The sequence below is a fragment of the Enterococcus avium ATCC 14025 genome (genome assembly GCF_000406965.1).
Classification (GTDB): Bacteria; Bacillota; Bacilli; order Lactobacillales; family Enterococcaceae; genus Enterococcus_A; species Enterococcus_A avium.
Genome location: NZ_KE136367.1, coordinates 187,815 through 211,883, shown reverse-complemented (window position 1 = coordinate 211,883; position 24,069 = coordinate 187,815). Strand labels below are relative to the sequence as shown.

Genomic DNA, 24,069 nt, shown 5'->3' with positions numbered 1-24,069 from the left:
ACTCATGGCAAATAAGCGACACGGGCACGCAGAGGATCCGTCGAATGACAGGAGGGCCTTACTATTAACTGCTGGTCTTCTCATCATTCTATCTGTAACGATGCTGCTTGTTATGAGAGGACAATTAAAAAAACACTATAGTGTCCACACGATTTCAGGTACTTCGATGATTCCGACGTTGACGGAAAAGGATCAAGTTCTCGTTAAAAAAAATGTTCAAGTTCAACGTTACGATATTATTGCTTTTTCAATGGATAAGGAAGAGGGGATGTTTGTCAAACGGGTGATTGGTTTACCAGGTGACAGTATGTTTGTTCGAAATGGCCGAATGGTTTTAGATCTCGGAGAACAAGGTGATTTTGAAACAACGAATACGTATCAGTTGTCACCAACTGTAGCAGATGAATTTCAAACGTTAAACAAAATTCCAGAAGATGTTTACTTCGTTATTGGCGATCATGTAGATGTTTCTAAGGACAGCCGATCGTTTGGTTTTGTCCATCGAAAGTCAATCGAAGGAACTGTCCAATTCCGTTTTCCAGCGGTTCATCTCGCTAAATTGGAATACTAAAAGAAAAGGGGAAAATACGTGATAATCATTAACTGGATTTGTGTAGGGCTCATCATTTTAGTGCTCCTAGTGTGGTTATATCGAATGGTTATCAACGTTCGATTGCAGATGATTAAGCCACCAAGAGATGCATCGGCGACTTTTCAGCGGAAGTTGGATTATGTTAAGCAAATTCAACAATCAAAGCATGTATCGGCGTTATTATTCGTAATCTTCTGTCTCGCAGTGGGAATGCTTCTAAGCACATACAGCCTGTTTCAGGTACAAAATCAGCTGTATGCGATGAATGAGCAGAACAATACACTGAAAGATGATGTCCAAGTAATGAAAAAGGAACAAAAGAAATTAGTCAATAAGCTGCCTGTCAAAGAGTACCCGCAAGAGGGAATCGGCTTGCAGGATTATGCGTGGGACGAATTATTTTCTGATGATAGTCGTGAAAATCAATACGCAATGGAGAGTGATCTTTCCAGCAAACTCAGTCCTTACTTTGGGTTACCGACGACATTGATCGTCTTAGATATACCGACTCAAACGTTGAATATTGCCTTGGCTGGTGACTTGACCAGTGAAGACAATCGTCAACAAATTAAAGACAATATCACAGCCTTTGCTGCTGAAGCAGAGGGGATATCCAATCTAACACAGATCACCTTCCAGCTAAATGTAAGGGATGGGGAGAAGCAGAAACAAGATTATAGCTGTACTTTCTCTCGTGAGAATGGAGAAGATAAATTTTTAATGATTCAAGAAGAAGACTAACGGAAAGAAGGGAAAAAAATGGTAGCACAACAAAAAAAGAGCGGATGGTTTTTCAACAAGAACATTATCGATGAGATCAATTCTGTTCCAGAAGAGAGAGTTGAAAACGAGGAGCAAACCCCGCCGGCAGCGCAGGCGCAAACACAGGCGAAGCCTGCTCCCGCTTTGAAGATGGTTTCTGATAACACAATTCCAGAGACTCCAGAAAAGCAAGCGGAAGAAATCAAAGAGTTAAAACGTTTGATTTTTGAAAAGGAACAAGTTTTACAGAAATATAAAAAGGAAATGTCGGCACAAACTCAGCAGTTAACCAAAGAAAACGAGAATTATCGTCAATCTGTATTAAGGATGGGAGAAGAAAAGGCCCAAAATCGCCGCCAAATCCAAGATTTAGAAGCAGAGGTCCAACGAGCGCGTCAAGAAGTTCAACGACTGAAAGAGACACAAGAATTGGATCAGTTGAGACAGCAGTTGGAACAAGCTCTAGCAGAAAATGAAAAATTAAAGGATTCGGTAGCCCATTTAGCTACTGTAGAACAGGAGTTGGAGGAAATTCACGAAGAACATCAAGCGCTAGTTGCCCAGCAAAAAGATGAAGAAATCCAACGACTAGAAAAAATCCATCAATTGGAAGGCCAGATCGATGAATTGATTGCAGAGATCAATGAGAAAGACGAAGAATATTCTCAATTAGATAAGGTAATCGTTGAAAAAGACCAAGCGATGGACCAAATGGCGGAAGAACAAGAAGCGAAAGAGCTTCAAGAAAAAGAACTCCTAGATCTAAGAGAAAAAGTTGCCGAGCTTCGTGCAGAAAATGAACAATTAAAACAAGAAGCAGTTTCAGCACAGCAGGAAATCGGTGAAGTGTTGATTTCAGCACGAAAACAAGCCAATCGCATGGTAGAAAAATCCAAGATGGAAGCATATCGGATTATAGAAGAAGCGAAGAAAGAGTTGGCGATGATCAACGAGCAAGCCAAAGAGATTTCTGAAGAAGTAAACGAGTCTCGTCAGTCGGTTGCTTCAATGTATGAAGAGTTGCAAACTCGAGTAAATATCCTTGCGCAAGGAAAAATGCAAGAAGATGTAACGAAAATTCTAGACTAATCTATTCATAAGTTAAAAGAATGAAGGTATCAGCGTGTGCTGGTACCTTTTATTTTTATAGTAAAAAGCGGATTGTTTTCAGTTTTTTTTAAGGCTATACTTTAAAGTGATTGGGGTAGAAATATCCACTGTATAAACTATAAGACTAAAGGAGCGGATGAAATGAAATTAGCGATTATTTTGGAAACCAAAGAGCATGAGAAAGCTTGGAACGCTTTTCGATTTGGTGTAGCGGCTTTGAAGAAAGGGCATCAGGTGAAATTTTTCCTTATGGGGGAAGCCGTGGAAGTTGAAAGTATTGAAGACGATCAATACAATGTGCCAGCGGAAATGCAGAAGTTGGAAGAGCAAGGCGGCGAGCTATTGGCTTGCGGCACTTGCCTCAAATCTCGACAATTAGAGGATCAAACCTCCTGTCCAATTTCAACGATGTTTGATTGTGTTGAAATGGTGGAGTGGGCGGATAAGATCGTAACATTTTAAAAGCATAGAAAAATCCCTGACTTGAAAACAAAGTCAGGGATTTTTTTAATCATTCAGATTGTTTAATGCTGCGGCCATTTTTTTATTATCGTGTTTTGAGTAGAAATAAAAGGTGATGATATGCAGAATCAATGTAAGCAGCAATACGGCGATAAAGAACGGTCGGATCAGGTCAAACATCTGAGTCGAATAAAGATACACGCCTGTATAAGCGCAAAGCGTATTTAACACTGTACAGATGACAACATTGATTGAAGCTTTAAAGGTCGAATAGTTCCATAAAAAAGGATAGACGATCCCGAATAAAAGGCCGATTAGAACGCTGATTCCAACGAGATTCCAGATATAATGAAAAGGAATTTTTGAAGAGAAATCCGTGAGTGAGCAAAGAATAGTGATCCAAATAAATGATCCGAAGCCTGCTTGAAAGAAATTATTTTTTAATTGTTTGAACATGATAGTTCCTCCTTGATTTTCTTGGCATAGTGACGACTGACAATATAAGTAGAATCTGTTTTGGTGTGAACTTCTAAACGCGCGTGCTCTCCTAATTGGAAGGATTGAACACAGTTTAGATTTAAAATCTGCGAATTATTAATGCGATAAAAATTTTGACTCTCTAAAGTAACCAATTTCTTAAGCCGTTTTTGCATGAGATAGTTCTGCTGATTGATTAAATGAACGTTGACTAAATGCCCCATAGTTTCAAAAGAGACTATTTGGTCTAGCGGTAATTTGATTGAACGGTTATTTTTGGGATCAATTGCCACAATTTCCTGTTCTTGTTGCAGCTGTTTTTCAAGACGTTCAAGTTTGGCCCTGTTTTCAGGATTCGCAAAAATGTCAATTTCGTTTAAGGCTTTTTCTTTCACCCAGGTAAAGTTGATGTTCATATGTTTCCCCCTTCTGTGACTTAAGCATAGCAAGGATTGTCAGCAGAAAGAATCTTTTTTTCGTTTGTTGCAGGAAAAGAGAAGTTTGTTGCAAAAATTGGCAATGTCAAATAGTTCTTGCGTCACAAAAACAATAAGTAAGTGGTGCTTTCTAGTATAATTTAGTTAGAAATCCTATCATCAAGTTAGGAAGGAGAAATCATCATGATCGCTAAGATTTTAAAAGCGCAAAGAAAAGAGCGGGGACTTACACAGCAAGAGGCGGCAAAAATTTTTCACGTGACACGCCAAACGATTTCGAATTGGGAGAATGAGAAAAATTATCCCGACATTCCAACGCTAGTTGCCATCAGTGATTATTATGAAGTTTCTCTTGATTATTTGATGAAAGGGGATGTGAAGTATATGGCTAAGATAAAGCAAGAGGCAAAGCTGTTGCAGTCGATTCAAGTGGGTTTATTTTCTGTAATTTGTGCAGTTGCGCTGCTACTTTTTTCATTTGTTGGATTTGTAGCAGCGATCAATGGCGGAAGTCTGGTTGGAATCATTCCGATTCAGCTGTCGTTAACGATCGCTATGGGCTGGGTATGTGTGATCCACTTTAAAAACCTGAAGGATGTAATGACTCCTTCGGTTAAAAACACTGTTAGTATGTTTTTGCTGGTTACGTTGTTTCTCATAATTTTATGCACAACACTCTTGATCCTGGCTGCGCTGGGCTATATTCATTTTTAAACAGACGATGTTGGTTTCTACAGGCATCTTTATTGCATTGACTAGGTTAGGACTATATATTTAGCGTGTAACGGATGACTCCCTGTTTTTTTAGCGAAAAATGGAAAGAACTTCAAAGAGAGAAGGAATCTAGTCATGTTTAAGACTGTTGAAAGAGAGGCCGTGACAGTTTACGGTTGGATTACAACTTTGAATGCGCCGAATTCTGCGAATGGATTGGCAGAAATGAGTAAACAGAAGATGCGGTCAAAAGAAGAATATGCCTCAAAGGTTGAAGAGAATCTGTTAGCTGTAAACGCAGTTATCGATGGTGAACAATGTTATCTGATTGGAAATACCGAAATCACAGAAACTCGTCCATCTGAGTTTGAATTGCCTGCGGGAACGTATGCCTGTTTTAACCTAAACTATAAAGACCAAGTAGAGTTGGATCAACTGATCGGTCGCAGCTACGGTGAATTGGCTCAAAGTGAAGATTTTCAAATTGCCGGAAATTTTAATTTAGAAGAGTACACAGGCGTAGGTAAGGTATTATTTTATGTACCTATTCAAAAAATGAAGAAGTAAGAGTGAGAAAAGGGATTTATTCTGAGTCTAGGGACTATCAAGGGAAATTCGATTGATAGTCTTTTTTTCAAGGTTAAAAAGTGAAGAAAGAGTCAAATTTATTAAAGCGGAAATAGGCGAGGAATGTGAAGAATTTTATTTTATAAGAGCATTTATCTGTATAGGGATAGATACATACAGAAATTAAATAGAATTCTTTTTTTTAACACAATCTCAATATTCGGAATATATAAAAAAATTAGTTGAATTTAACGAAATGAGAGCGTATACTCGTGTTTATTGAGTGCTAAAAATAAATATTTTTCAAACAAAAAAAGATAACGTTTGTTATCTATTTTTTGTCACACTCAAACACATAAATCAGCGGAAAATAGGAGGAAAAAAGATGCGCAGGGAAAAAAATAGATGGCTGATCGCTTTGTCAGGCGTAGCGATTCATCTATCTATCGGTTCAGCATACGCGTGGAGCGTATTCAAGGAACCAATTAAAGAGATGACCGGGTGGGATAAATCATCAATCTCTTTTGCATTTAGTTTAGCGATTTTCTGTTTAGGAACATCAGCGGCATTTATGGGGAAATTTGTAGAAAAATTTGGCCCAAGAAAGACAGGAACGGTCGCCTCGATTTTATTCGGTTTGGGAATTATCTCGACTGGCTTTGCGGTTTCTAGTCATTCGCTGCCAATGTTGTATCTGACTTATGGGATTATTGGCGGAATCGGTTTAGGAGCTGGGTATGTTACACCAGTATCAACCATGATCCGATGGTTCCCAGATAGAAAGGGCTTGGCTACTGGACTTGCCATCATGGGATTTGGTTTTGCTTCTATGATCACTGGACCGATCGCCCAACAGTTGATGGTGCGTGTCGGTGTTCCTTCGACTTTTTATATTTTAGGGATTGCGTATTTCTTAGTGATGTTCACCGCTTCACGGTATTTGGAAAAACCGCCAGTTGGCTGGACGCCAGAAGGCTTTGAAGCGCCCAATCCAAAAGAAGAAGTGAAAATTCAATATCGCGGCGTGCAACTGACCGCCAATCAAGCGATTAAAACAAAAACCTTTTGGCTATTATGGTTTATGCTATTTTTAAATATTACTTGCGGAATCTCGCTTGTTTCAGAAGCTTCACCAATGGCCCAAGAAATTACCGGAATGACTGCTGGCATGGCGGCTACGATGGTCGGTGTGATGGGTGTATTCAATGGGTGCGGCCGGTTGGTTTGGGCCTTGATCTCAGATGTCTTGGGACGTAAGAATGTCTTCACGATTCTTTTTGTGATTGATATTGTTGTGTTGTTAAGTTTATCAGTAGTAAGCTCGCCATTGCTGTTTGCCGCATTGATCTGTTTGTTGATGACTTGTTATGGTGCAGGCTTTTCGATTGTCCCTGCATATATTGGCGATGTCTTTGGTTCAAAGGAAGTCGGTGCGATTCACGGGTATATCTTAACTGCCTGGGCAGCGGCTGGGATGTTCGGTCCGATTTTTTTAGGGAAGATCACTGAAATGTTCCATTCATATACGAATGTTTTGCGAATATTCGCTGTTTTAGCATTGGTTGGTTTTGCAGCTTCCATGATCATTCGCGGATCAATTAAAGGTTTAGCGAAATCAACGGGTGATAAGACACCAAAAAGCTCGAATACTGAGCGTGCATAAAGAATCTATTCAAGGCGATTAAGACCAGCTGGTTTTAATCGCTTTTTTGCGAGTTTGGCTTTTCGCAGTATATAAAGTTTGAGATGAAGATGTCGTTTTTTATCAAAAACTGAACAAGTAGTTTAGCCAAATCGTATGCGCAGTGAGAACAAGACTAACTTTTTCGCTTTTTGAAAAAGTTAATCCATTAATATGAACTAGTTGCGAGTTTGGCTTTTTGCAGTTTATAAAGCTTGAGACGAGGATGTCGTTTTTTACCAAAAAAAGAACAAGCGGTCTAGCCAAATCGTATGCGTACGAAACTAAGAGCATTTTTCGCGTATTTCGAAAAATGCTTATCATTCTATTGAGCTAGCTGCGAGTTTGGCTTTTTGCAGCATATAAAGTTTGAGATGAAGATGTAGTTTTTTATCAAAAACTGAACAAGTAGTTTAGCCAAATCGTATGCGTACGAAACTAAGAGCATTTTTCGCGTATTTCGAAAAATGTTTACCGTTCTATTGAGCTAGTTGCGAGTTTGGCTTTTCGCAGCATATAAAGTTTGAGATGAAGATGTCGTTTTTTATCAAAAACTGAACAAGTAGTTCAGCCAAATCGTATGCGCAGTGAGAATAAGATTAACTTTTTCGCTTTTTGAAAAAGTTAGTCCATTAATACGAACTAGCTGCGAGTTTGGCTTTTTGCAGTTTGTTAAGGGGTGAGCTGTAGATGTAGCTTTTATCAAAAAAGAACAAGAGATTTAGTCAAATCGCATATGTGGCGAAAATGAATCCATTACATGTTTACCAACTGCCAATTACAGGTGTAACACGGGAAAAGCTCGCTTTTCATATTTATTAAAATTTCTTTTTGAACAATAGTTGACTACTCAACTAATTCTTGGTAAATTAGTTGAGTAGTCAACTATTGTTTTTTAAAAGAATCGGAGGGTATTATGAAACGAAGTGTCGGACGGTTGATTTCGATTTTGTATCGAAAAAATCAAATTTATTTGAATGCGGCGATGAAGCCGTTGAACATTACTACGGCAGAACAGCCGATCCTGATGTATCTTTATCGGCATAACGCAGTGACTCAGGAGGAAATCAGCACTTACTTGCAAGTAGATAAGGCACTGACGGCTCGGACGGTTCAATCACTGATTAAAAAGGGTCTGGTTACAAAGGAAAAGGATGAAAAGGACAAACGCTGCAATAAAATTTCTATGACACAAAAGGGTCTGGATATGCGAGAAGCGATGGTCGAAAAATTTGTTGGTTGGAATAAGATCATGCTAGAGGGAATGGATGAATCTAAGCGTAATCTGCTTTTTGAATTATTAGAGGAGATGGTCGAGAAAACCGAACAACATGATTTAAAGGGAGGAAATTAAATGGAAGCAGCGAATCCGTTAGGGACAGAAAAAATTCCCAAGCTATTAATGCAATTTTCTATTCCAGCAATCATTGGAATGGTAGTCAATGCGTTGTACAACGTAGTTGATCGGATCTATATCGGTCATGCACCTGGCTTGGGAGCAAATGGTTTGGCGGGAATCACAATCGGATTTCCGATTATGATTATTTTATTATCGATTGGTATTTTATTTGGTGTCGGGGGTGCGACGCTTTTTTCTATGAAGCTAGGTGCCGGAAAAACAGAGGAAGCTGAGCGTGCAATGGGAAATGCCTTTTCTTTACTGATAATTAGCGGGCTCCTATTTATGCTGATGGGGCATCTGTTTTTATCTCAAATGCTGACGACTTTTGGAGCTAGTAATAGCGTTCTTCCTTATGCCATCAGTTATATGCGGATTATTTTTTCAGGGGCTGTTTTTCAGATTGTTAGTATTGGTATGAATAACTTTTTACGAGCAGATGGACAACCTAAATTAGCCATGATCACGATGTTTATGGGCGCAGGCGTCAATATCATTCTTGATCCAGTCTTTATCTATGTTTTTGATATGGGGATGGCAGGCGCGGCGTTAGCTACAATCTTGTCACAGTTTATTTCAATGGTTTGGATTTTAAGTTATCTACTTAGTAAACGCAGCCATCATCAGATTCGACTTAAGAATATGCGAATCAAAGGGCGTGTCGCTGTGCGCATCACTACTTTGGGAATGCCTAGTTTTCTGTTGCAGTTGGGAAATAGCATTTTGAACGTCGTTTTGAATATGTCGTTATTGACCTACGGCGGAGATATTGCGGTATCTGGAATGGGAATCGTCAACAGTATTCAAACGATTCTATTGATGCCGATCACTGGACTTATTCAAGGTGCACAGCCGATCGTTAGTTTTAATTATGGGGCAAAAAAATTTGGTCGGGTAAAAGAAGCGCAAAAATATGCGATCACGGTCGCTACGACGATTGTGTGTATTGGTTGGTTAGCAACGAGGATCATGCCAGAACAGTTGGTGAGGCTATTCAATAATGAGCCTGAACTTCTGACGTTTGGAACGAAGGCCTTGCAAACATGGTTTTTGTGTTTGCCAGTTATCGGCTTCCAAATTGTCGCTTCGAATTTCTTTCAGGCCACAGGAAGAACCCGGTCGGCTATTTTCTTAACATTGACTCGTCAAATTATTTTATTAATTCCAGCAATTTTACTTTTTTCAAACACTTGGGGAATGGATGGCTTGCTGCATGCGGCACCTTTTGCTGATGCAAGCGCAGCGCTTTTGACGGGAATTCTTTATACGATTGGTATCAGACGCCTTAGCAAGGAAGAATCGGCGGTGTCTGATTTAGAGTATGAGGCAGAATAATTAGTAAAAAGGGTAATCAAATTGATTCTGATCAGTTTGATTGCTCTTTTTATTTGCTGTATTTTGTAAGTCGATAATCTATAATGTATTTTAAAAGAAGAACTTTATATAAAAATCAGGGGGCTGAAAAATAATGATCGTGGGAATCATTGAAAAAACGGAGGTAGAGACGGTTCTTTTATTATTAACTGTTTTAGGTTTGGTTGTCCTGCTTGTTAGTTCACAGGGCTATACTGGCGGGATCGGTTTTCGCGGCATTGCTTTTTTGAAATATGGCAAACGAATCTGGCAGTTTTCCAATCGTTTATTTGGCGGAATTTTGACGGGGTCATCCTTGATTCTGTATTTGTTCTTTAAATTAAGTGACATTTCTGCCGATAAAAAAGTACTTATCGCAACCATCGCTTGCTTTCTTTGTGCCTTAATCAGTGATGCGTTAACAATAATTTTTAAAAGAAGGCACAAGATAGGTTGACAAAAAATAAAAAACAATTTAAAATAGTTAGCATGATAACTATTTAAGGAGAGAGTCCCATGAGTCAGTCCGAATCAATTGGTTTTGAGGTTAGAGAACTATCATTGCTAATTGCCAGATATATTGAAAAAATGAGCAACGGTGGACATATTAGAGGGCCTCAAGGCTTTGCTTTGGGCTATTTAGTTCACAATCGCGACAAAGAAATTTATCAAAAAGATTTGGAAGAAAAATTATCGATTCGGAAGCCAACCGCCAGTAATCTAGTGGATCGCATGATCAAAAATGGTTTTTTGACCACCGCGCCTTCTCAAAAGGATAAACGGTTGAAGCGCTTGATCGTGACGGAAAAGGCAATTCAGACGACGATCGAAGTAGAGCAACAAATCGAAAATATCGAAAACATTTTGAAACAAGGTATTTCTGATGAAGAACTGACTCAGTTTTCCGCAACGATGGAAAAATTCAAACAAAATTTGAAATCCCATCTCTAATCTGACCGTTGAAGCGGTCAGATTTCATTTTTCGCAAATGGTTAGCATGCTAATTTTAAAAGATGTCACTATCCGTTTTTACATCCTTTCCAGACGGATGTACGACGAGAATCGAACAAGGAGGTTCCCTATGGTACAACTAATAAAAAGAACAAATACGAAAGAAAGACTACTGGTACTAGCGAGTGTCCTATTCATCCTTGGACAAGTATGGATGGACTTAAAGGTACCAGATTATATGTCGCAAATTACGACGCTGCTTCAAACTCCGAATACCGCTATCAGTGAAATCTTAAAACCAGGCGGCTGGATGGTCTTATTATCTTTAATGAGCTTTGTTTTTTCATCCATCGTCGGTTTGTTCGCTGCCAAAATTGCGGCGAGTTTAACTTGCCGGGTACGCCAAGACATGTTTGGCAAGGTGATGGATTATTCTACGCATGAGATTCAGCAATTTTCGATCCCTAGCTTGACCACACGGACGACGAATGATTTAACGCAAATTCAACAGGTGGTTGCGATGGGATTGCAATTGCTGATCAAGGGACCGATCACAGCAGTTTGGGCGATTTTGAAAATCGCTGGCAAGAATTGGCAGTGGACGACAACTACCGGCGTAGCCGTTCTGATCTTATTAATCATGTTGTCAGTCATCCTAACACTTGTGCAGCCAAGATTCCGAAAAGTCCAGCAATTGACAGATAAGGTAAATAGTATCACACGAGAAAATTTAACCGGACTACGAGTGGTACGTGCGTACAATGCTGAAGGTTATCAGGAAGAAAAATTTGAAGAGGCAAATCAAGAGCTAACTTCGACGAATTTGTTTGCTGGCCGAGTGATGGCTTTGATGAGCCCTGGTATGAGCTTGATCTCTAGCGGTTTAACACTAGCAGTTTATTGGATCGGCGCGTATATGATTCAGCAAGCAACGGGGATGGCGAAGCTGACCTTGTTCAGTGATATGATCGTGTTTTCTTCCTATGCGATGCAGGTGGTCATGAGTTTTGTTTTGATGTCGATGATCTTCATGATTTTGCCACGGGCAACGATTTCGGCCAAACGGATCAATGAGGTTTTAGATAAGGAATCCTCTGTTGAATTTCCGAATGAGGGCGAGAAAAAGCAGCCAGATATTAAAGGGACTGTTGAGTTTGATCATGTGACCTTCCGTTACCCAGATGCTTCTGAGCCAGTCGTTCATGACATCAATTTTAAAGCAGAACAAGGAGACACTGTGGCATTTATCGGTTCAACCGGGAGCGGAAAAAGTACGATCTTGAATTTGATTCCGCGCTTTTATGAAACCAGTGAAGGCACGATCTCAATTGACGGGCAACCGATCAATACTTATAGCCATGTGAATTTGAATGACATTGTCGGATATATTCCGCAAAAACCTGTTTTATTCAGCGGGACGATCCAATCGAACCTAGACTTTGGAATCAGCAGCAATGCTCCGTTAGATGAAAAAAAGATGGAAGAAGCCTTGTCAATCGCACAAGCTAGTGATTTTGTGAATGAAAAGGAAGACAAATTGAATAGTCACGTTGCGCAAAATGGTAGTAATTTTTCAGGAGGCCAAAAGCAGCGTCTGGCAATTGCGCGAGTGATCGCCCGTAAACCAGAAATCTTACTATTTGATGATTCCTTCTCGGCACTGGATTATAAGACGGATAAAAAATTACGAGAAGTTTTAAAAGAAAAATTGGCAGACACCACTAAACTTATTGTGGCGCAACGCATCAGCACTATCATGGATGCCGATCAAATCATCGTTTTAGATGAAGGACATATCATTGGGCAGGGGACCCATGAAGAATTACTGGAATCAAATGCAGTCTATCAAGAGATTGCGTATTCTCAGCTGTCGAAGGAGGAATTAGCACATGGATAATACTTTAGAAAATGCTCACACACCGGTGAAGGAACATCCATTGAGAGACAATGTTTTTAAAGCTCTGAACCAATATAAATGGCCGCTGCTCGTGGCGATCGTATTTGCGACAATTGGCAGTATCACTCAAATCGTTGGACCGAATCGATTAAGTGAAATCACTGATTTGATTACACAAGGCTTAGGTGGTTCAATCAATCTCACGCGAATCAGTCAGCTTGGTCTAGGATTGGTCATTTTATATGGGATCGGGTCAATTCTTTCCTACTTTCAAGGATTCATTGTAGCGACTGTCACGCAACGTTTTTCTAAACAAATGCGACGTCAGATATCTGAAAAAATCAATGCAGTTCCATTGAACTATTTTGATTCCCATAGTCAAGGAGATACCTTGAGCCGGGTGACGAATGACTTGGATACAGTTAGTCAGTCGTTAAATCAAAGCTTAAGTACATTGTTTCCATCCATCACCTTGTTTATCGGTTGTTTAGTCATGATGTTTCGGACAAATTTGCTGTTAACGATCACTTCAGTCGTTGCTGTTTTATTGGGCTTCGTGCTGATGGCGGTTATTATGGCAAAATCTCAAGTCCATTTTAATCAGCAACAGCAAAAATTGGCTGAGATAAATGGCTTTGCTGAAGAAGCTTACTCTGGACAACAAGTTATTAATGCGTACAGTGCCACAAAGGATATAAAAACTGAGTTCGAGGAAATGAACCGGAATTTTTATGGTAGTGTTTGGAAGGCTCAATTTCTTTCAGGTATCATGCAGCCATTAATGGGCTTCATCGGTAACTTTGGGTACGTGGCTGTCTGTGTTGTCGGAGCCGTTTTGGCTTTGAGAGGCGATATCACACTGGGAGTCATCGTCGCCTTTACCGTTTATATTCGTTTATTTTCACAACCGTTGTCCCAGTTAGCTCAAGCCTTTTCAAACTTACAGTCGGCAGGGGCCGCAATGAATCGGGTGTTTGAATTTTTAGAGGAAGATGAATTAGCCGATGAGTCAGAAAAAATTTCTCATTTAAAAAATGCGGAAGGAAATGTTCGTTTTGAAAATGTCAGCTTTGGTTACAATAAAGACCAAACAATCATTCATAATTTTAGTGTAGATGCCAAAGCAGGACAAAAAATCGCCATCGTTGGACCGACCGGTGCTGGGAAGACAACAATCGTTAATCTGCTGATGCGATTTTACGAGACAAATCGCGGAGTAATCAAGATCGATGGGGTCTCTACGAAAGACATGACTAGAGAAGAAGTGCATGATCAATTTTGTATGGTACTGCAAGATACATGGATGTTTGAAGGAACGATCAAAGAAAATTTGATTTATAATCAACAGCATGTTGCTGATGACACAGTTATTGATGCCTGTAAGGCAGTCGGGATCGATCATTTTATTCGAACACTTCCAAAAGGCTATGATACGTATTTGGATGATAGTGTTAGTTTGTCGGTAGGACAAAAACAATTAATGACGATTGCCCGAGCCCTTATCAAGGATGCTCCGATGTTGATTCTAGATGAAGCTACTAGCTCTGTTGATACGCGAACAGAAGAATTAATTCAAGCCGCAATGGACAAATTGATGAGTAATCGGACTTCCTTTGTGATTGCCCATCGCTTATCAACGATCCGCAATGCGGATCTGATTCTGGTAATGAAAGAAGGAAATATCATTGAACAAGGAAATCACGAAGAACTGATGGCGCAAAAAGGTTTTTATGCCGATTTGTATAATAGTCAGTTTGAAAAAGAGCAACTAGCATAAAGAAGACAGTGATTAAAATCGTTTGATTTTAATCGCTTTTTTTTTTTGCATCCGTTCGTTGAAAAATGATTCTCCATTCACATGAATAAAATTTCATGTTATTTTATCTTGACACTATTTTGACTGGATGATAAAGTATCGTTGTCGAATCGTAATCGTTACGATTTGTGATCCGCAAATTGTAATGGTCCAGCGAGGATGGTTAGCAAGGAAAGGGACCTAATTCTTTTAAGATTCTTTTGAAGGGTTTCGATCCAAATAATGGAATAGAGGTGAAGTGTGTTTTTTATTTAAATAGTCAATGAGAAAAATTTAAACGAGAGAAAGAGGTCTGAAATGAAAAAGAAATTAGGGATTCTACTGATCAGTCTACTTGCGCTTGTCGGTTTAGCCGCCTGCAAAGAAGCTAGTCAAGCGGAGTCTAAAAATAAAGAGAAGCAGTTAAAAATTGTCGCAACTTTTTACCCAATGTATGATTTTACTAAAAATATCGTTGGTGATGTAGGAGAAGTTTCTTTGTTGATACCCGCCGGAACGGAGCCCCATGATTATGAACCATCCGCCAAAGACATGGCAAAGATTACAGAAGCGGATGCGTTTGTTTATCACAATGAGAATATGGAAACCTGGGTACCAAGTGCAATCGACTCTTGGAAGAAAGGGAAACCGAATGTCATTGAAGGCACCAAGGAAATGCTGTTGCTACCAGGTGGTGAGGAAGAACATGATCACAGTCATGAAGAAGGTCATCATCATGAGTTAGATCCACATACATGGTTATCGCCGCATCAAGCGATCAAAGAAGTGACTTCGATCAAAAATCAGTTAATCAAACTGTATCCGGAGAAAAAAGCGATTTTTGAGACAAACGCTAAAAACTATTTAGCAAAGCTTGAAGACCTAGATAAAAACTATACAGATACACTTAAAGAGGCGAAGCAAAAGAATTTTGTCACACAGCATACTGCATTTAGCTATCTAGCTTTAGACTACGGTTTGAATCAGGTTGGAATTTCGGGGATCAATACAGATCAAGAACCCGACCCTTCACGTATTGCGGAGCTGAAACACTACGTCGAAGATAACGGGATCAACTATATTTATTTCGAAAATAATAATCAAGGAAAAGCCGCACAAACACTTGCTGATGAAACAAACGTTCAGTTGGAGGTGCTCAATCCGCTGGAAAGCTTAACTAAGAAACAGATGGATGCAGGTGAAAACTACGTATCGGTCATGAAAGAAAATTTGAAGGCATTAAAGAAAACTACGGATGTTGCGGGTAAAGAAATAAAGACTGAAAAGGAAACTGCGGCGGAGCAGACAATCTATAACGGCTATTTCAAAGATTCTCAAGTAAAAGACCGAAAGTTATCTGATTATTCCGGTGAATGGCAATCCGTTTATCCGTTATTGGAAAAAGGTACATTAGATCAAGTTTTTGATTACAAAGCCAAACTGAAGAAAGATAAAACAGCAGCAGAATATAAAGAATACTACAAAACTGGGTATAAAACCGATGTTGATGAAATCAAGATTACTGGTAAGCAGATGGATTTCATCGTTAACGGGAAACATCACAAATATACCTATAAGTATGCTGGATATGAAATTTTGACGTATGAAAAAGGCAATCGTGGTGTTCGTTTCACTTTTGAAACCGATGATCCGAATGCTGGAAACTACAAGTATGTTCAATTCAGTGATCACGGGATCGCACCAGAAAAAGCGGCTCATTTCCATATTTATTTTGGTGGAGAAAGTCAAAAAGCCTTATACGAAGAGCTCGATAACTGGCCAACCTATTATCCAGTAAACATGACAGGTCAGGAAATTGCACAGGAAATGCTGGCGCATTAAACGGAGGTAGAAATAATGGAGAAGGCTGATCTAGCAAGTGCCTATCGCCGTTTGAAAAGTCCTAATATCAAAACGCGTAAACGTGCGTTGAAAATCATTAAAGAAGCGAAAAGAAAATAAAGAAAAAAATCTGCCGTCTGATTTCGAAGAGGGTAGATTTTTCCTATAGGACTTTCTTTGGATAGTAGTTGACAAATTTATTTTAAATATATATTATAGATAAATAATATCTCTAATAAGAAATGGAGGGAAATGTTATGAAGTTTACCAAAGCCGCAAATATGGGACTGCATGTCATGGTCTATTTTGCTCAAAAGGATCAGATAGATAGTAATTTGAGTATTCATGACTTAGCGGATAAGTTTGAGGTTTCACCTTCCTATTTATCAAAAATTTTAACCCAATTAGCAAAGGCAAATTTGATTTCATCGGTTTCAGGGGTAAAAGGCGGTTATCGTTTAAAAAAGAATTCAGTGGAAATTTCTTTTTTGGATGTCATTCATGCAATCGATGGCTTTCCCGATGAAGTCAGCTGTTTGGCTAACAATCAGCATAGTTGTCCAATCAGTAAAGTTATCAACGAGGGTGAAGATAAAATGTGGGAATATTTTGACTCGATGAAGCTCAGCCAGCTATCTGCGCTTTAAATGAAGTTTAATGCTTCATTTTTAGAATAATTAGCGATATAAAATATCTATAATATAAAATGGAAAAGGATGATGAAAATGTCACACCATACTCACGAACACCATAATTTAGACAATGAAGAAAATTTCAAACGAATTGTCGCAGCTTTAGATAGTGAAAAGCGCAAGCAGCAATTGTCAGCTGAAGCAATCATCGGTTATTTGCCAGAACTAGCTGGGAAAACGGTCTTTGATGGCGGGGCTGGAACGGGATTTTTGACCCTACCGTTAGCAAAACAGGCCGAAAAGGTGATCGCTTTTGACCAATCACAAAAAATGCTGGAATTGATCCAAGAACGAGCAAGAAACGCACGGCTGACAAATATCACAAGTATGAGTGGTGATATTAAAGCAATCGACTTGCCAGACAGCTCAGTCGATATTGCGCTCGTTTCGGTGATGATTCATGAGGTTCATCCGTTTGAGGAGGCGTTGAAGGAGTTGGCGCGCATTATTAAGCCGGATGGACAGTTTGTTATTTTAGAGTTTGAATCAGAAACTATGCATGCCAATGGTGGGCATCGAATTCCGTCACATGTAATGAAGGAAAGTTTGGAAAAACTGCAATTGCCGATTATCCAACAATTAGTACCAGCAGAAGGAATGTATTTATTCATTGTAGGTAAAAAATAAGTCAAAAGCTGTTCCAAACTCGAAAATTACGAGCTTGAAGCAGCTTTTGTCTATTAAAAATCAAATACATCCGGATCTGGACCGCTCCGCAAGGCTTCATTCAGTTTGTTTAAGCGTTCCATATCGATGGTATCCAATGCAAAATCAAAGATATCCGCATTGCTTTGCATCCGTTGTTCATGCACGGATTTTACAACGAGCAAGATATCTTGCTGGATATCCCAGCGTAGGACGATTTGGGCAGGTGTTTTTTGATGCTTTTCAGCAATCGCTTTAACGACTGACTCATTTAGAATCTTTCCTTGCATCAATGGAGACCATGCTTGGATTTTAATGTCATGCTTTTTACAGAAATCCCGAAGTGGTTGTTGGGTTAATTTTGGATGCAACTCTACTTGATTGACTACGGGAACGATTTTTGCGAAGGACAGCAATTCTTCTAAATGATGGATTTCAAAATTGCTGACACCGATCGCTTTGATCTTTCCAGCTGCATATAAGTCTTCTAAAGCCTGCCAAGATTCTTTGAAGGCATTTTTGCCTGGCCAATGGATCAAGTATAGATCGAGATAATCTAAAGCTAAGCGGTTCAGTGTTTCTTCGAAAGCTTTGATTGTTTCGTCATAGGTTAAATGATTGTTCCAAACCTTTGATGTGACAAATAACTCTTCGCGGCTTAGTCCTGTTGCGGCCAAGCCTTCTTTGATACCGATTCCTGTTCCAACTTCATTTCCATAAATTTGAGCGGTATCGATTAATCGATAGCCATTGATGATCCCATTTTTAACGACCTCAGGGGTATCTTCGTCAGGAATTTGAAAAACGCCTAAACCTAATCCGGGAATTTTTGTTCCGTTGTTAAATGTTACTTTATCTGATAATGAATGAATCATGTGAAAGCCTCCTTATCGTTTCCTGAAGCTAGTATATTTGGCAAGTTTATTTCTGTATAGTACGTACTTTAAAGTTCTATAGTTACTAATTAGTAACTTTTGTACAGGAATGGGATAAGTTGGGTTAAAAAATTTTTATAGCTTTACAACAAATTCAATCACTTATCCTATGTTAATGACAGAGCTTTCCTCCTTCGTTACAATAAATAAAAAGCGAAGGAGCGGCCGATGAAGGAAATTGAGCAGATTATCAAGAACTTGGTGAAATGGTATGCCAAAATTCCGATTGAGGAAGAGATTCTTGGACAGTTAATTGATTTAGGAGAGTTTGTGGATTTTCCTGCTGGGGACTTAATTGTGGCGGCTGGCGATGAGGAAAATAAGCTCTATGTATTAGTGAATGGGTTGATCCGCAAGTATTATTTGGATTATCAGGGCAATGATATAACCCATCAGTTTTTAGAAACAGGACAGGTTTTCAGCACGCAGCATGTGGTGTTTAGCGGACGAGTCATGTGTAATTTCGAGGCAGTAGAACCGTGTCGATTGGTATGTTTTGATTATGCGCAGGTTCAAAAGCTGATGCTGGAAGCTTCTTCATTGAGCCAAGTTTATATCGGCATTCTGGAAGAAACTCTGCGCGTTAAATTAGTCCGAGAGACGGCCTTATTAACGGAAAGCGCCACGGAACGCTATGTGAAAATGAAGGCTGAGATTCCAGATATTGATCAGCGCGTCAGTCATGCTCATATTGCTTCTTACATTGGTGTGACGCCAGTATCTTTGAGTCGGATTCGGCGGACGTTAAGGGAAGAAAATTAATGAGAAGGAGCCGAAAAATGCTAGTAAGTATCCTTATTGTATTACTTATTTTAGTAGTGATCCTTTTGGCGGTTATTCGTCAAAAGGATTTTGTAATTGAAAATGTTCCTAAATTGACGGTAACAAGTCCGGCATTTAAAGCGAATGGCACGATTCCGGTTGATTACACTGGAAATGGAAAGGATAGTTCTCCGGAACTGCATCTTTCTGAGCTGGATGAACGAGCTGTTTCTTTAGCGATAATTATGGATGACATTGATCATCCCCTAGCCGGAGTTTATAATCATTGGCTGATTTGGAATCTTCCGGTGATGGATACGATTCCAGCGGAAATACCGCAAGGAGAACAAGTAGCTGCGTTGAATAATGCTGTGCAAGGAATGGGCTATGGGAAACATCGCTATCGCGGACCCAAGCCGCCATTTGGCAGGCATCGATACAAATATCATGTCTTTGCCTTGGATAAAAAGTTGGATTTACTTGCATCTTCTAAGAAAAAAGAACTATTGACTGCAATGGAGGGTCACATTCTACAATATGGTTATTTGGTAGGAGAATATGGAAAGTAAGCGGTCTGATTTGCATCAGCGAAGCGGTAAAAGGTAAGATGAAAGCAAGAGAATAAAAAAAGGTAGAGGAGAGAAATCATTGATTAAAACAATCCGTTTAAAAGTTCCTCAATGGCAGGGTGGAAATAATCCAACCTACTCACTTGGTTCAGATTTGCTTTCGTTTTTGGTGCCTAAAAATTTGGAGCACAAAGAAATCAACGTTCCTATTCCTGAATATGAAGTACCGCTGATAAGAGAAAATGGGGTGACAGCTCAAAGTATTGTGGCTGAGAATGTGGATCAGACAATGGCGATCATTCAAGAGGAGAAGCCTGATAAAATCATCACTTTAGGTGGCGATTGTCTAGTTTCGCAGGCGCCTTTTGATTACCTGCATGGAAAATATGGGGAGCGATTAGGGATTATTTGGATCGATGCTCATCCAGATATTTCGACGCCGGATATTTTTTACAATGAACATGCAATGGTTTTGGGGAATTTGTTGAAGGCTGGTGATCCTGTACTAGCAGAGAAGGTTCAGCATCCGTTTGCGGCCAAGGATATTTTATATGTTGGGCTTCAAACACCAACCTCAGATGAAAAAGCGATTTTGGAAGGATTGGGAATAGATTATCAGGTGCAAGATCAAGCGCGGATTGCTCCTAACGAAATCCAGGCGTGGCTAAGAAAACAACAGTTTACCAAAGTAGTTATTCATTTTGACCTGGATGTGTTAGATCCTAATGAATTTCGGATGTTGTATTTTTCAGAACCTGGAGTCACAGAGTATTCTGCTGCAGCCGGAAAGATGTCCTTATTAGAAGTGAAGGAGACCATGGAAGCTATTGCAGAGCAAAGCGAGATCGTAGGATTGACCATCGCGGAGCTGTTGCCATGGGATGTTCAAAACCTAAAGAATCTTTTGTATGATTTTGAGATTTTTCGATGAAGAAAAGACAGGAAGAAGCGCTCTTCCTGTCTTTATTTTGGGTTCATTTGCAGAGTTATCAGTGTTGTTAAGGTATCACCGTAGTAATCCTCGCCAGAAAGCCCATCGGTTATTACCCAGCCTTGTGAATTCATCAGGTTGCCATAGGCTTCCTTTTGGTTTGCGGCGTAAAGAATTGGTGCCGAAAAGCTTTTGGATTGGTTTGATGATAAGGCCTTCCCTGATAGAGTGTAGCCTTCATTAATCGTGTTTTTTTCTAAGAAGAAGTTCATCATCTTGCTTAAAACTTGATTGACATCTTTGTCATTCGAGCTAGCAAGTCGCCAAGGGATTCGACAGGCATTGGCGCCATAATTGCCATCATTAGCTCCAGCGATTTGATTCTTTTTTGCCGGAGTGACCGTGTCTTTTTCTACCCAAGCAAAGTCTGGCAGCAGTCCGGTTTTGTGCTGATTACTTAAATTTTCCAGTGCTTTTACCGAATTTTTCTTAAGGGTTCGCCAGAAATCATCACCACTAAATGCCGCGAAGGTATCAAAATAGCTGGGAACAATATCCGATGGTCGAATCAAGTTATAGGAGTCAGAATCCTTTGTGGCCCAATCACCGACAGTTAATAATTTGTTAGTAGAATTATAGTTTCTCGCTTTTATTCCTGAAAGCAGCTTTTGTGCCGCGGCTTTATAGTTTGTTTGACTATTGGGCCACTGTTTGCTTGCTTCGATCAAAGCATAAGCAATATCCAGATCGCCATCTGTAGCATTCGTCGCTTCTTTTTTTATTGGTTTATTTGCTTCATATGTTTGCTGCCAGCTCATTAGCGGATTATCTTTACTGATTTGAAAGTTCTTGTAGTATTGGTACAATTCATTGAAATCTTTTTCAGAAGCCCAACCACGTTTTACAGCCTCCATGGTAATCAGCATGCCATAGCCATGTCCTTCAGACAGTGAGATATCGATTTCTTCCTTGGGATTTGTTTTGACAAAGGTCCCTACAGAGCTTTTTTTCACATAAGTAGAGTGCCATTGCTGATAAGCTGACTTCTCTAATTTTTTCTGATTGTCGTTTATATTAAATAGTACCATTGCGATATAGCCCCAAAAAAGCAATGCCAATAGTGACCACATAATCGCAGGACGTCTGCGCATAAAATTGCCTCCTAATTATCGAAACGTTTTGTTTTATACCATTTGCTGCTATCACGTTGAAACATTTTATCTCCTATATAGGAAAAAAATGAGACGATGGAAATGCCTATGAATAGCAGGGAATAGGTAAAGTAAGATGCAATGGCATAAAAGAAATTCGCGGCGGTCGCCTGCCCAAACTGACTAGATAAGGCCAACTGAATTTGCAGCAAGTAGATCGCAAACATTAAAGCCCAGTTCACCAGTAAAAGAGCGCCGATCTGCCGATTACTTCCGCCAAAGGTAAAAATCGCATTGACCGAAGGAAACCAAATATGCAGAAGCATTGCAACTAGGTTGGCGACAAACATGATATTCGATAGAATAATCGCCGTTGTAAACCAAAAGAATGTATTGAAATAATAGATACTTTGTAAACGGATGCGCCAGTTGGAGCCGCCGAAGATATCCTTGAGATTGCTTACGATAACCTCGTAATTTCCCTTAGCCCAACGTTTCCGTTGTCGGTAATAAACGGATAAAGTCTTTGGTTCTTGCTGGAAGGCCTCGGAACGTGGAGCCAAAGCGATCAATTTGCCGCGCTTCATGATTTTAAAGCTTAATGCGGTGTCCTCAGTCAAGGCGCCATTGTCCCAACCACCCATTTTCCGGATCATCTCCGTTTGAATAATAAAATTAGTACCGGGGATCTGTCCAATTTTAAATAATTGCCATAAGCCTGTATGGATAATTCGTTGGCTGGTGACAATTTCCAAATTAATACAACGGGTCAAAAAGTTACGTTTATAATTTCTTGTTTTATTTCTGCCAAAGACCGCTCCGTGACGGTCTGGGTCTTCCAAAGCTCGTTCTACTAAGAAATGGAGCGCATTTTGCTCTGGCATGGCGTCTGCATCATAGACACAGAGGTATTCCCCATGGGCGATTTTTAAGGAATCGTTCAAGACACCAGCTTTTCCTCCAGTTCCTCTACGATCGATTACTTTAGTTAAATAGTAGCCCTCGTACTCTGGCTGCTGAAAGATGGTATGAACTCGATCATAAGTTTCATCGTCACAATTATCCGCAAATACTAGGATTTCCAGTTTTTCTCGAGGATAATTCATACTCAAAATTGCCTTTACGGTATCTTGGATGACAATTTCCTCATTATGTGCTGGAACCACAATTGTGATAAGCGGGTAGGAGCTGAGGGGCTCTAATTGATTTTTCGGTGGACGAATATTTTTTAGTAAGAAATAAACAGCTCCAAATAGAATGACCAAGGTAATAAGCAGCGAGCACCAGATTGAGATGACCCCAAACATTAATAAAATCGTACTCATTAGTAATCCCGCCTCCTAAAGTAACGCCAAATTCGGTCCTTGATGATCAATAAGCAGATAAATAAGACAATCGCGGCAACTAAGAAAATCCCCGTGACAATCTTGCTCGCTTCAAAGAAATAATTGAGTAATTGATCCATCTGTTTTTCCTCCTTATAAAATATATTCATCGGTCAAATCAGCCTCAGAGCGACGTTGTACGCGACTGATTACTTGCTCGGCGGTCAACTCTGTAGAGCCCTCAATGACAATCTCACCAAAACGAATGATCGTATTTTGTGAGCGCTCAGCATTTTTGAAGGGAAATAATGAGAACTGTATCTTGGTAATCTTATTCAATTCTTGGATGAACTCAAGGCTGTCACCTGATTGATAAATTGGAGACATGACCACGAAGGTTCCATTTCCTAAATAAAATTGATCTTCTTCAGGTAGTCGAATATCAACTAATTCTTGGGCCAACGCCTGCAATAATTGATCTGTCGCCTGATCATTTTGATACTTTAGCTGTTCAATGAAGTCAACAGTATAAAAGGAGACAACCAAACCACGACCAGTTTTAGCATACAAATTCATGGCACATTTAAATTTTTCAAAGCGTGATTCGAATTCTCCTTTATTGTACAAGCCTGTCGTTTCATTCAGGGTCGTCAAATAATGGCGCATTCTTGGCTGGAAAGCATTCATGCGTTGATTGAACAGCACGCTGTTTTTCGCCATCAGACCCAAAACAGCAAAGACTGGAATGACAATGATCAAATAGACTTTTTGCAGATTTGGCATTAGGATCGGAGTGTAATACAAAAGAAAGATTCCTGTAGAAATTACCAGCATAGAAAAAACTGCGACGGTAATCGTATTGCCTAAAAAGCCTACCAATAGCCCTAAAAAGGCTAAAAGGGAGAGGGTTACAACAGGAACAAATCCAAAACGATCATCTAAAATTAAATTTTGAATCAAGAAGACAGCGGCTAGTAAGATCGACATCCACTCGATTCGAATTCTTCGTAAATAGTTCAT

The 24,069-nt window shown here is 39.6% G+C and carries 27 protein-coding genes; 20 read left to right on the top strand and 7 right to left on the bottom strand.

The window, feature by feature from the left end:
* Nucleotides 1-4 precede the first annotated feature (4 nt).
* The 4 genes from lepB (at nucleotide 5) to OMU_RS20350 (ending at nucleotide 2,926) form a co-directional block, all read left to right on the top strand.
* Nucleotides 5-571, top strand: a complete 567-nt coding sequence (lepB, locus tag OMU_RS20365) for a signal peptidase I (RefSeq protein WP_016181751.1) — start codon at nucleotides 5-7, stop codon at nucleotides 569-571.
* An 18-nt stretch (nucleotides 572-589) separates the two neighbouring features.
* Nucleotides 590-1,333, top strand: a complete 744-nt coding sequence (locus OMU_RS20360; RefSeq protein WP_016181750.1) for a hypothetical protein — start codon at nucleotides 590-592, stop codon at nucleotides 1,331-1,333.
* Between the two features lie 18 nt (nucleotides 1,334-1,351).
* On the top strand, nucleotides 1,352-2,443 hold the full coding sequence (locus OMU_RS20355; protein WP_016181749.1) for a coiled-coil domain-containing protein: 1,092 nt from the start codon (nucleotides 1,352-1,354) through the stop codon (nucleotides 2,441-2,443).
* Nucleotides 2,444-2,605: 162 nt separating this feature from the next.
* Complete coding sequence (locus OMU_RS20350) at nucleotides 2,606-2,926, top strand: DsrE/DsrF/TusD sulfur relay family protein (RefSeq protein WP_016181748.1); 321 nt, start codon at nucleotides 2,606-2,608, stop codon at nucleotides 2,924-2,926.
* Between the two features lie 45 nt (nucleotides 2,927-2,971).
* Here the strand turns inward: OMU_RS20350 and OMU_RS20345 are convergent, their stop codons facing one another.
* Together OMU_RS20345 and OMU_RS20340 are read right to left on the bottom strand one after the other, a co-directional pair.
* Nucleotides 2,972-3,382, bottom strand: a complete 411-nt coding sequence (locus OMU_RS20345) for a hypothetical protein (protein ID WP_016181747.1) — start codon at nucleotides 3,380-3,382, stop codon at nucleotides 2,972-2,974.
* A complete protein-coding gene (locus OMU_RS20340; protein ID WP_016181746.1) occupies nucleotides 3,367-3,819 on the bottom strand; it encodes a LytTR family DNA-binding domain-containing protein in 453 nt (150 codons plus the stop codon). The genes OMU_RS20345 and OMU_RS20340 overlap by 16 nt, the downstream gene beginning before the upstream one ends.
* A gap of 204 nt (nucleotides 3,820-4,023) precedes the next feature.
* On the opposite strand from OMU_RS20340, the gene OMU_RS20335 reads away from it, so the two are divergent.
* The 13 genes from OMU_RS20335 (at nucleotide 4,024) to OMU_RS20280 (ending at nucleotide 17,358) form a co-directional block, all read left to right on the top strand.
* Nucleotides 4,024-4,554, top strand: a complete 531-nt coding sequence (locus tag OMU_RS20335) for a helix-turn-helix domain-containing protein (protein WP_016181745.1) — start codon at nucleotides 4,024-4,026, stop codon at nucleotides 4,552-4,554.
* Between the two features lie 135 nt (nucleotides 4,555-4,689).
* Nucleotides 4,690-5,121, top strand: a complete 432-nt coding sequence (locus OMU_RS20330; protein WP_016181744.1) for an effector binding domain-containing protein — start codon at nucleotides 4,690-4,692, stop codon at nucleotides 5,119-5,121.
* Nucleotides 5,122-5,506: 385 nt separating this feature from the next.
* Nucleotides 5,507-6,784 (top strand): L-lactate MFS transporter, encoded by a 1,278-nt coding sequence (locus OMU_RS20325; protein WP_016181743.1) that lies wholly within the window; start codon nucleotides 5,507-5,509, stop codon nucleotides 6,782-6,784.
* 934 nt (nucleotides 6,785-7,718) lie between these two features.
* Nucleotides 7,719-8,156, top strand: a complete 438-nt coding sequence (locus tag OMU_RS20320) for a MarR family winged helix-turn-helix transcriptional regulator (RefSeq protein WP_016181742.1) — start codon at nucleotides 7,719-7,721, stop codon at nucleotides 8,154-8,156.
* The gene (locus OMU_RS20315) at nucleotides 8,157-9,536 is read left to right on the top strand and encodes an MATE family efflux transporter (RefSeq protein ID WP_016181741.1); all 1,380 of its coding nucleotides are present in this window, start codon (nucleotides 8,157-8,159) and stop codon (nucleotides 9,534-9,536) included.
* A 133-nt stretch (nucleotides 9,537-9,669) separates the two neighbouring features.
* A complete protein-coding gene (locus OMU_RS20310; protein ID WP_016181740.1) occupies nucleotides 9,670-10,011 on the top strand; it encodes a hypothetical protein in 342 nt (113 codons plus the stop codon).
* Nucleotides 10,012-10,070: 59 nt separating this feature from the next.
* Entirely contained in the window at nucleotides 10,071-10,505 is a 435-nt protein-coding gene (locus OMU_RS20305) for a MarR family winged helix-turn-helix transcriptional regulator (RefSeq protein ID WP_016181739.1), read from the top strand.
* 130 nt (nucleotides 10,506-10,635) lie between these two features.
* The gene (locus tag OMU_RS20300; protein WP_016181738.1) at nucleotides 10,636-12,402 is read left to right on the top strand and encodes an ABC transporter ATP-binding protein; all 1,767 of its coding nucleotides are present in this window, start codon (nucleotides 10,636-10,638) and stop codon (nucleotides 12,400-12,402) included.
* Nucleotides 12,395-14,179, top strand: a complete 1,785-nt coding sequence (locus OMU_RS20295; protein WP_016181737.1) for an ABC transporter ATP-binding protein — start codon at nucleotides 12,395-12,397, stop codon at nucleotides 14,177-14,179. The genes OMU_RS20300 and OMU_RS20295 overlap by 8 nt, the downstream gene beginning before the upstream one ends.
* Before the next feature lie 336 nt (nucleotides 14,180-14,515).
* On the top strand, nucleotides 14,516-16,039 hold the full coding sequence (locus OMU_RS20290) for a metal ABC transporter solute-binding protein, Zn/Mn family (protein WP_016181736.1): 1,524 nt from the start codon (nucleotides 14,516-14,518) through the stop codon (nucleotides 16,037-16,039).
* Nucleotides 16,040-16,054: 15 nt separating this feature from the next.
* The gene (locus tag OMU_RS23215; protein ID WP_016181735.1) at nucleotides 16,055-16,159 is read left to right on the top strand and encodes a putative metal homeostasis protein; all 105 of its coding nucleotides are present in this window, start codon (nucleotides 16,055-16,057) and stop codon (nucleotides 16,157-16,159) included.
* Between the two features lie 137 nt (nucleotides 16,160-16,296).
* Nucleotides 16,297-16,686, top strand: a complete 390-nt coding sequence (locus OMU_RS20285) for an RrF2 family transcriptional regulator (RefSeq protein ID WP_016181734.1) — start codon at nucleotides 16,297-16,299, stop codon at nucleotides 16,684-16,686.
* A 78-nt stretch (nucleotides 16,687-16,764) separates the two neighbouring features.
* Nucleotides 16,765-17,358, top strand: coding sequence for a class I SAM-dependent methyltransferase (locus OMU_RS20280; RefSeq protein ID WP_016181733.1), 594 nt, complete (start codon nucleotides 16,765-16,767; stop codon nucleotides 17,356-17,358).
* 53 nt (nucleotides 17,359-17,411) lie between these two features.
* On the opposite strand, the gene OMU_RS20275 is transcribed toward OMU_RS20280, so the two are convergent.
* Entirely contained in the window at nucleotides 17,412-18,251 is an 840-nt protein-coding gene (locus tag OMU_RS20275; RefSeq protein ID WP_016181732.1) for an aldo/keto reductase, read from the bottom strand.
* 228 nt (nucleotides 18,252-18,479) lie between these two features.
* Between OMU_RS20275 and OMU_RS20270 the strand changes: the two genes are divergently transcribed.
* The 3 genes from OMU_RS20270 to OMU_RS20260 all read left to right on the top strand — a co-directional run bounded on the left by OMU_RS20270 (nucleotide 18,480) and on the right by OMU_RS20260 (nucleotide 20,573).
* Entirely contained in the window at nucleotides 18,480-19,073 is a 594-nt protein-coding gene (locus tag OMU_RS20270; RefSeq protein WP_016181731.1) for a Crp/Fnr family transcriptional regulator, read from the top strand.
* A gap of 17 nt (nucleotides 19,074-19,090) precedes the next feature.
* A complete protein-coding gene (locus tag OMU_RS20265; RefSeq protein ID WP_016181730.1) occupies nucleotides 19,091-19,642 on the top strand; it encodes a YbhB/YbcL family Raf kinase inhibitor-like protein in 552 nt (183 codons plus the stop codon).
* Between the two features lie 79 nt (nucleotides 19,643-19,721).
* A complete protein-coding gene (locus OMU_RS20260) occupies nucleotides 19,722-20,573 on the top strand; it encodes an arginase family protein (protein WP_016181729.1) in 852 nt (283 codons plus the stop codon).
* 32 nt (nucleotides 20,574-20,605) lie between these two features.
* Here the strand turns inward: OMU_RS20260 and OMU_RS20255 are convergent, their stop codons facing one another.
* From OMU_RS20255 to OMU_RS20245, 4 genes are read right to left on the bottom strand one after another with little or no spacing between them, the layout of a single operon-like run.
* Nucleotides 20,606-21,724, bottom strand: coding sequence for a family 8 glycosyl hydrolase (locus OMU_RS20255; RefSeq protein WP_016181728.1), 1,119 nt, complete (start codon nucleotides 21,722-21,724; stop codon nucleotides 20,606-20,608).
* A gap of 11 nt (nucleotides 21,725-21,735) precedes the next feature.
* A complete protein-coding gene (locus OMU_RS20250) occupies nucleotides 21,736-23,049 on the bottom strand; it encodes a glycosyltransferase family 2 protein (protein WP_016181727.1) in 1,314 nt (437 codons plus the stop codon).
* Complete coding sequence (locus tag OMU_RS23505; RefSeq protein WP_016181726.1) at nucleotides 23,049-23,189, bottom strand: hypothetical protein; 141 nt, start codon at nucleotides 23,187-23,189, stop codon at nucleotides 23,049-23,051. Before OMU_RS23505 ends, OMU_RS20250 begins: the two co-directional genes overlap by 1 nt.
* Nucleotides 23,190-23,202: 13 nt before the next feature.
* Nucleotides 23,203-24,069, bottom strand: coding sequence for a nucleotidyl cyclase domain-containing protein (locus OMU_RS20245; protein ID WP_016181725.1), 867 nt, complete (start codon nucleotides 24,067-24,069; stop codon nucleotides 23,203-23,205).

What these genes read in the sequence shown, in the direction of transcription:
- OMU_RS20295 (WP_016181737.1), top strand. Translation starts at nt 12,395, where the DNA reads ATGGATAATACTTTAGAAAATGCTCACACACCGGTGAAGGAACATCCA.
- OMU_RS20345 (WP_016181747.1), bottom strand. Translation starts at nt 3,382, where the DNA reads ATGTTCAAACAATTAAAAAATAATTTCTTTCAAGCAGGCTTCGGATCA.
- OMU_RS20275 (WP_016181732.1), bottom strand. Translation starts at nt 18,251, where the DNA reads ATGATTCATTCATTATCAGATAAAGTAACATTTAACAACGGAACAAAA.
- OMU_RS20270 (WP_016181731.1), top strand. Translation starts at nt 18,480, where the DNA reads ATGAAGGAAATTGAGCAGATTATCAAGAACTTGGTGAAATGGTATGCC.
- OMU_RS20350 (WP_016181748.1), top strand. Translation starts at nt 2,606, where the DNA reads ATGAAATTAGCGATTATTTTGGAAACCAAAGAGCATGAGAAAGCTTGG.
- OMU_RS20325 (WP_016181743.1), top strand. Translation starts at nt 5,507, where the DNA reads ATGCGCAGGGAAAAAAATAGATGGCTGATCGCTTTGTCAGGCGTAGCG.
- OMU_RS20305 (WP_016181739.1), top strand. Translation starts at nt 10,071, where the DNA reads ATGAGTCAGTCCGAATCAATTGGTTTTGAGGTTAGAGAACTATCATTG.
- OMU_RS20245 (WP_016181725.1), bottom strand. Translation starts at nt 24,069, where the DNA reads ATGAACTATTTACGAAGAATTCGAATCGAGTGGATGTCGATCTTACTA.
- OMU_RS20330 (WP_016181744.1), top strand. Translation starts at nt 4,690, where the DNA reads ATGTTTAAGACTGTTGAAAGAGAGGCCGTGACAGTTTACGGTTGGATT.
- OMU_RS23215 (WP_016181735.1), top strand. Translation starts at nt 16,055, where the DNA reads ATGGAGAAGGCTGATCTAGCAAGTGCCTATCGCCGTTTGAAAAGTCCT.
- OMU_RS20335 (WP_016181745.1), top strand. Translation starts at nt 4,024, where the DNA reads ATGATCGCTAAGATTTTAAAAGCGCAAAGAAAAGAGCGGGGACTTACA.
- OMU_RS20250 (WP_016181727.1), bottom strand. Translation starts at nt 23,049, where the DNA reads ATGAGTACGATTTTATTAATGTTTGGGGTCATCTCAATCTGGTGCTCG.
- OMU_RS20340 (WP_016181746.1), bottom strand. Translation starts at nt 3,819, where the DNA reads ATGAACATCAACTTTACCTGGGTGAAAGAAAAAGCCTTAAACGAAATT.
- OMU_RS20315 (WP_016181741.1), top strand. Translation starts at nt 8,157, where the DNA reads ATGGAAGCAGCGAATCCGTTAGGGACAGAAAAAATTCCCAAGCTATTA.
- OMU_RS20290 (WP_016181736.1), top strand. Translation starts at nt 14,516, where the DNA reads ATGAAAAAGAAATTAGGGATTCTACTGATCAGTCTACTTGCGCTTGTC.
- OMU_RS20310 (WP_016181740.1), top strand. Translation starts at nt 9,670, where the DNA reads ATGATCGTGGGAATCATTGAAAAAACGGAGGTAGAGACGGTTCTTTTA.
- OMU_RS20355 (WP_016181749.1), top strand. Translation starts at nt 1,352, where the DNA reads ATGGTAGCACAACAAAAAAAGAGCGGATGGTTTTTCAACAAGAACATT.
- OMU_RS20320 (WP_016181742.1), top strand. Translation starts at nt 7,719, where the DNA reads ATGAAACGAAGTGTCGGACGGTTGATTTCGATTTTGTATCGAAAAAAT.
- OMU_RS23505 (WP_016181726.1), bottom strand. Translation starts at nt 23,189, where the DNA reads ATGGATCAATTACTCAATTATTTCTTTGAAGCGAGCAAGATTGTCACG.
- OMU_RS20265 (WP_016181730.1), top strand. Translation starts at nt 19,091, where the DNA reads ATGCTAGTAAGTATCCTTATTGTATTACTTATTTTAGTAGTGATCCTT.
- OMU_RS20255 (WP_016181728.1), bottom strand. Translation starts at nt 21,724, where the DNA reads ATGCGCAGACGTCCTGCGATTATGTGGTCACTATTGGCATTGCTTTTT.
- OMU_RS20280 (WP_016181733.1), top strand. Translation starts at nt 16,765, where the DNA reads ATGTCACACCATACTCACGAACACCATAATTTAGACAATGAAGAAAAT.
- OMU_RS20300 (WP_016181738.1), top strand. Translation starts at nt 10,636, where the DNA reads ATGGTACAACTAATAAAAAGAACAAATACGAAAGAAAGACTACTGGTA.
- lepB (WP_016181751.1), top strand. Translation starts at nt 5, where the DNA reads ATGGCAAATAAGCGACACGGGCACGCAGAGGATCCGTCGAATGACAGG.
- OMU_RS20285 (WP_016181734.1), top strand. Translation starts at nt 16,297, where the DNA reads ATGAAGTTTACCAAAGCCGCAAATATGGGACTGCATGTCATGGTCTAT.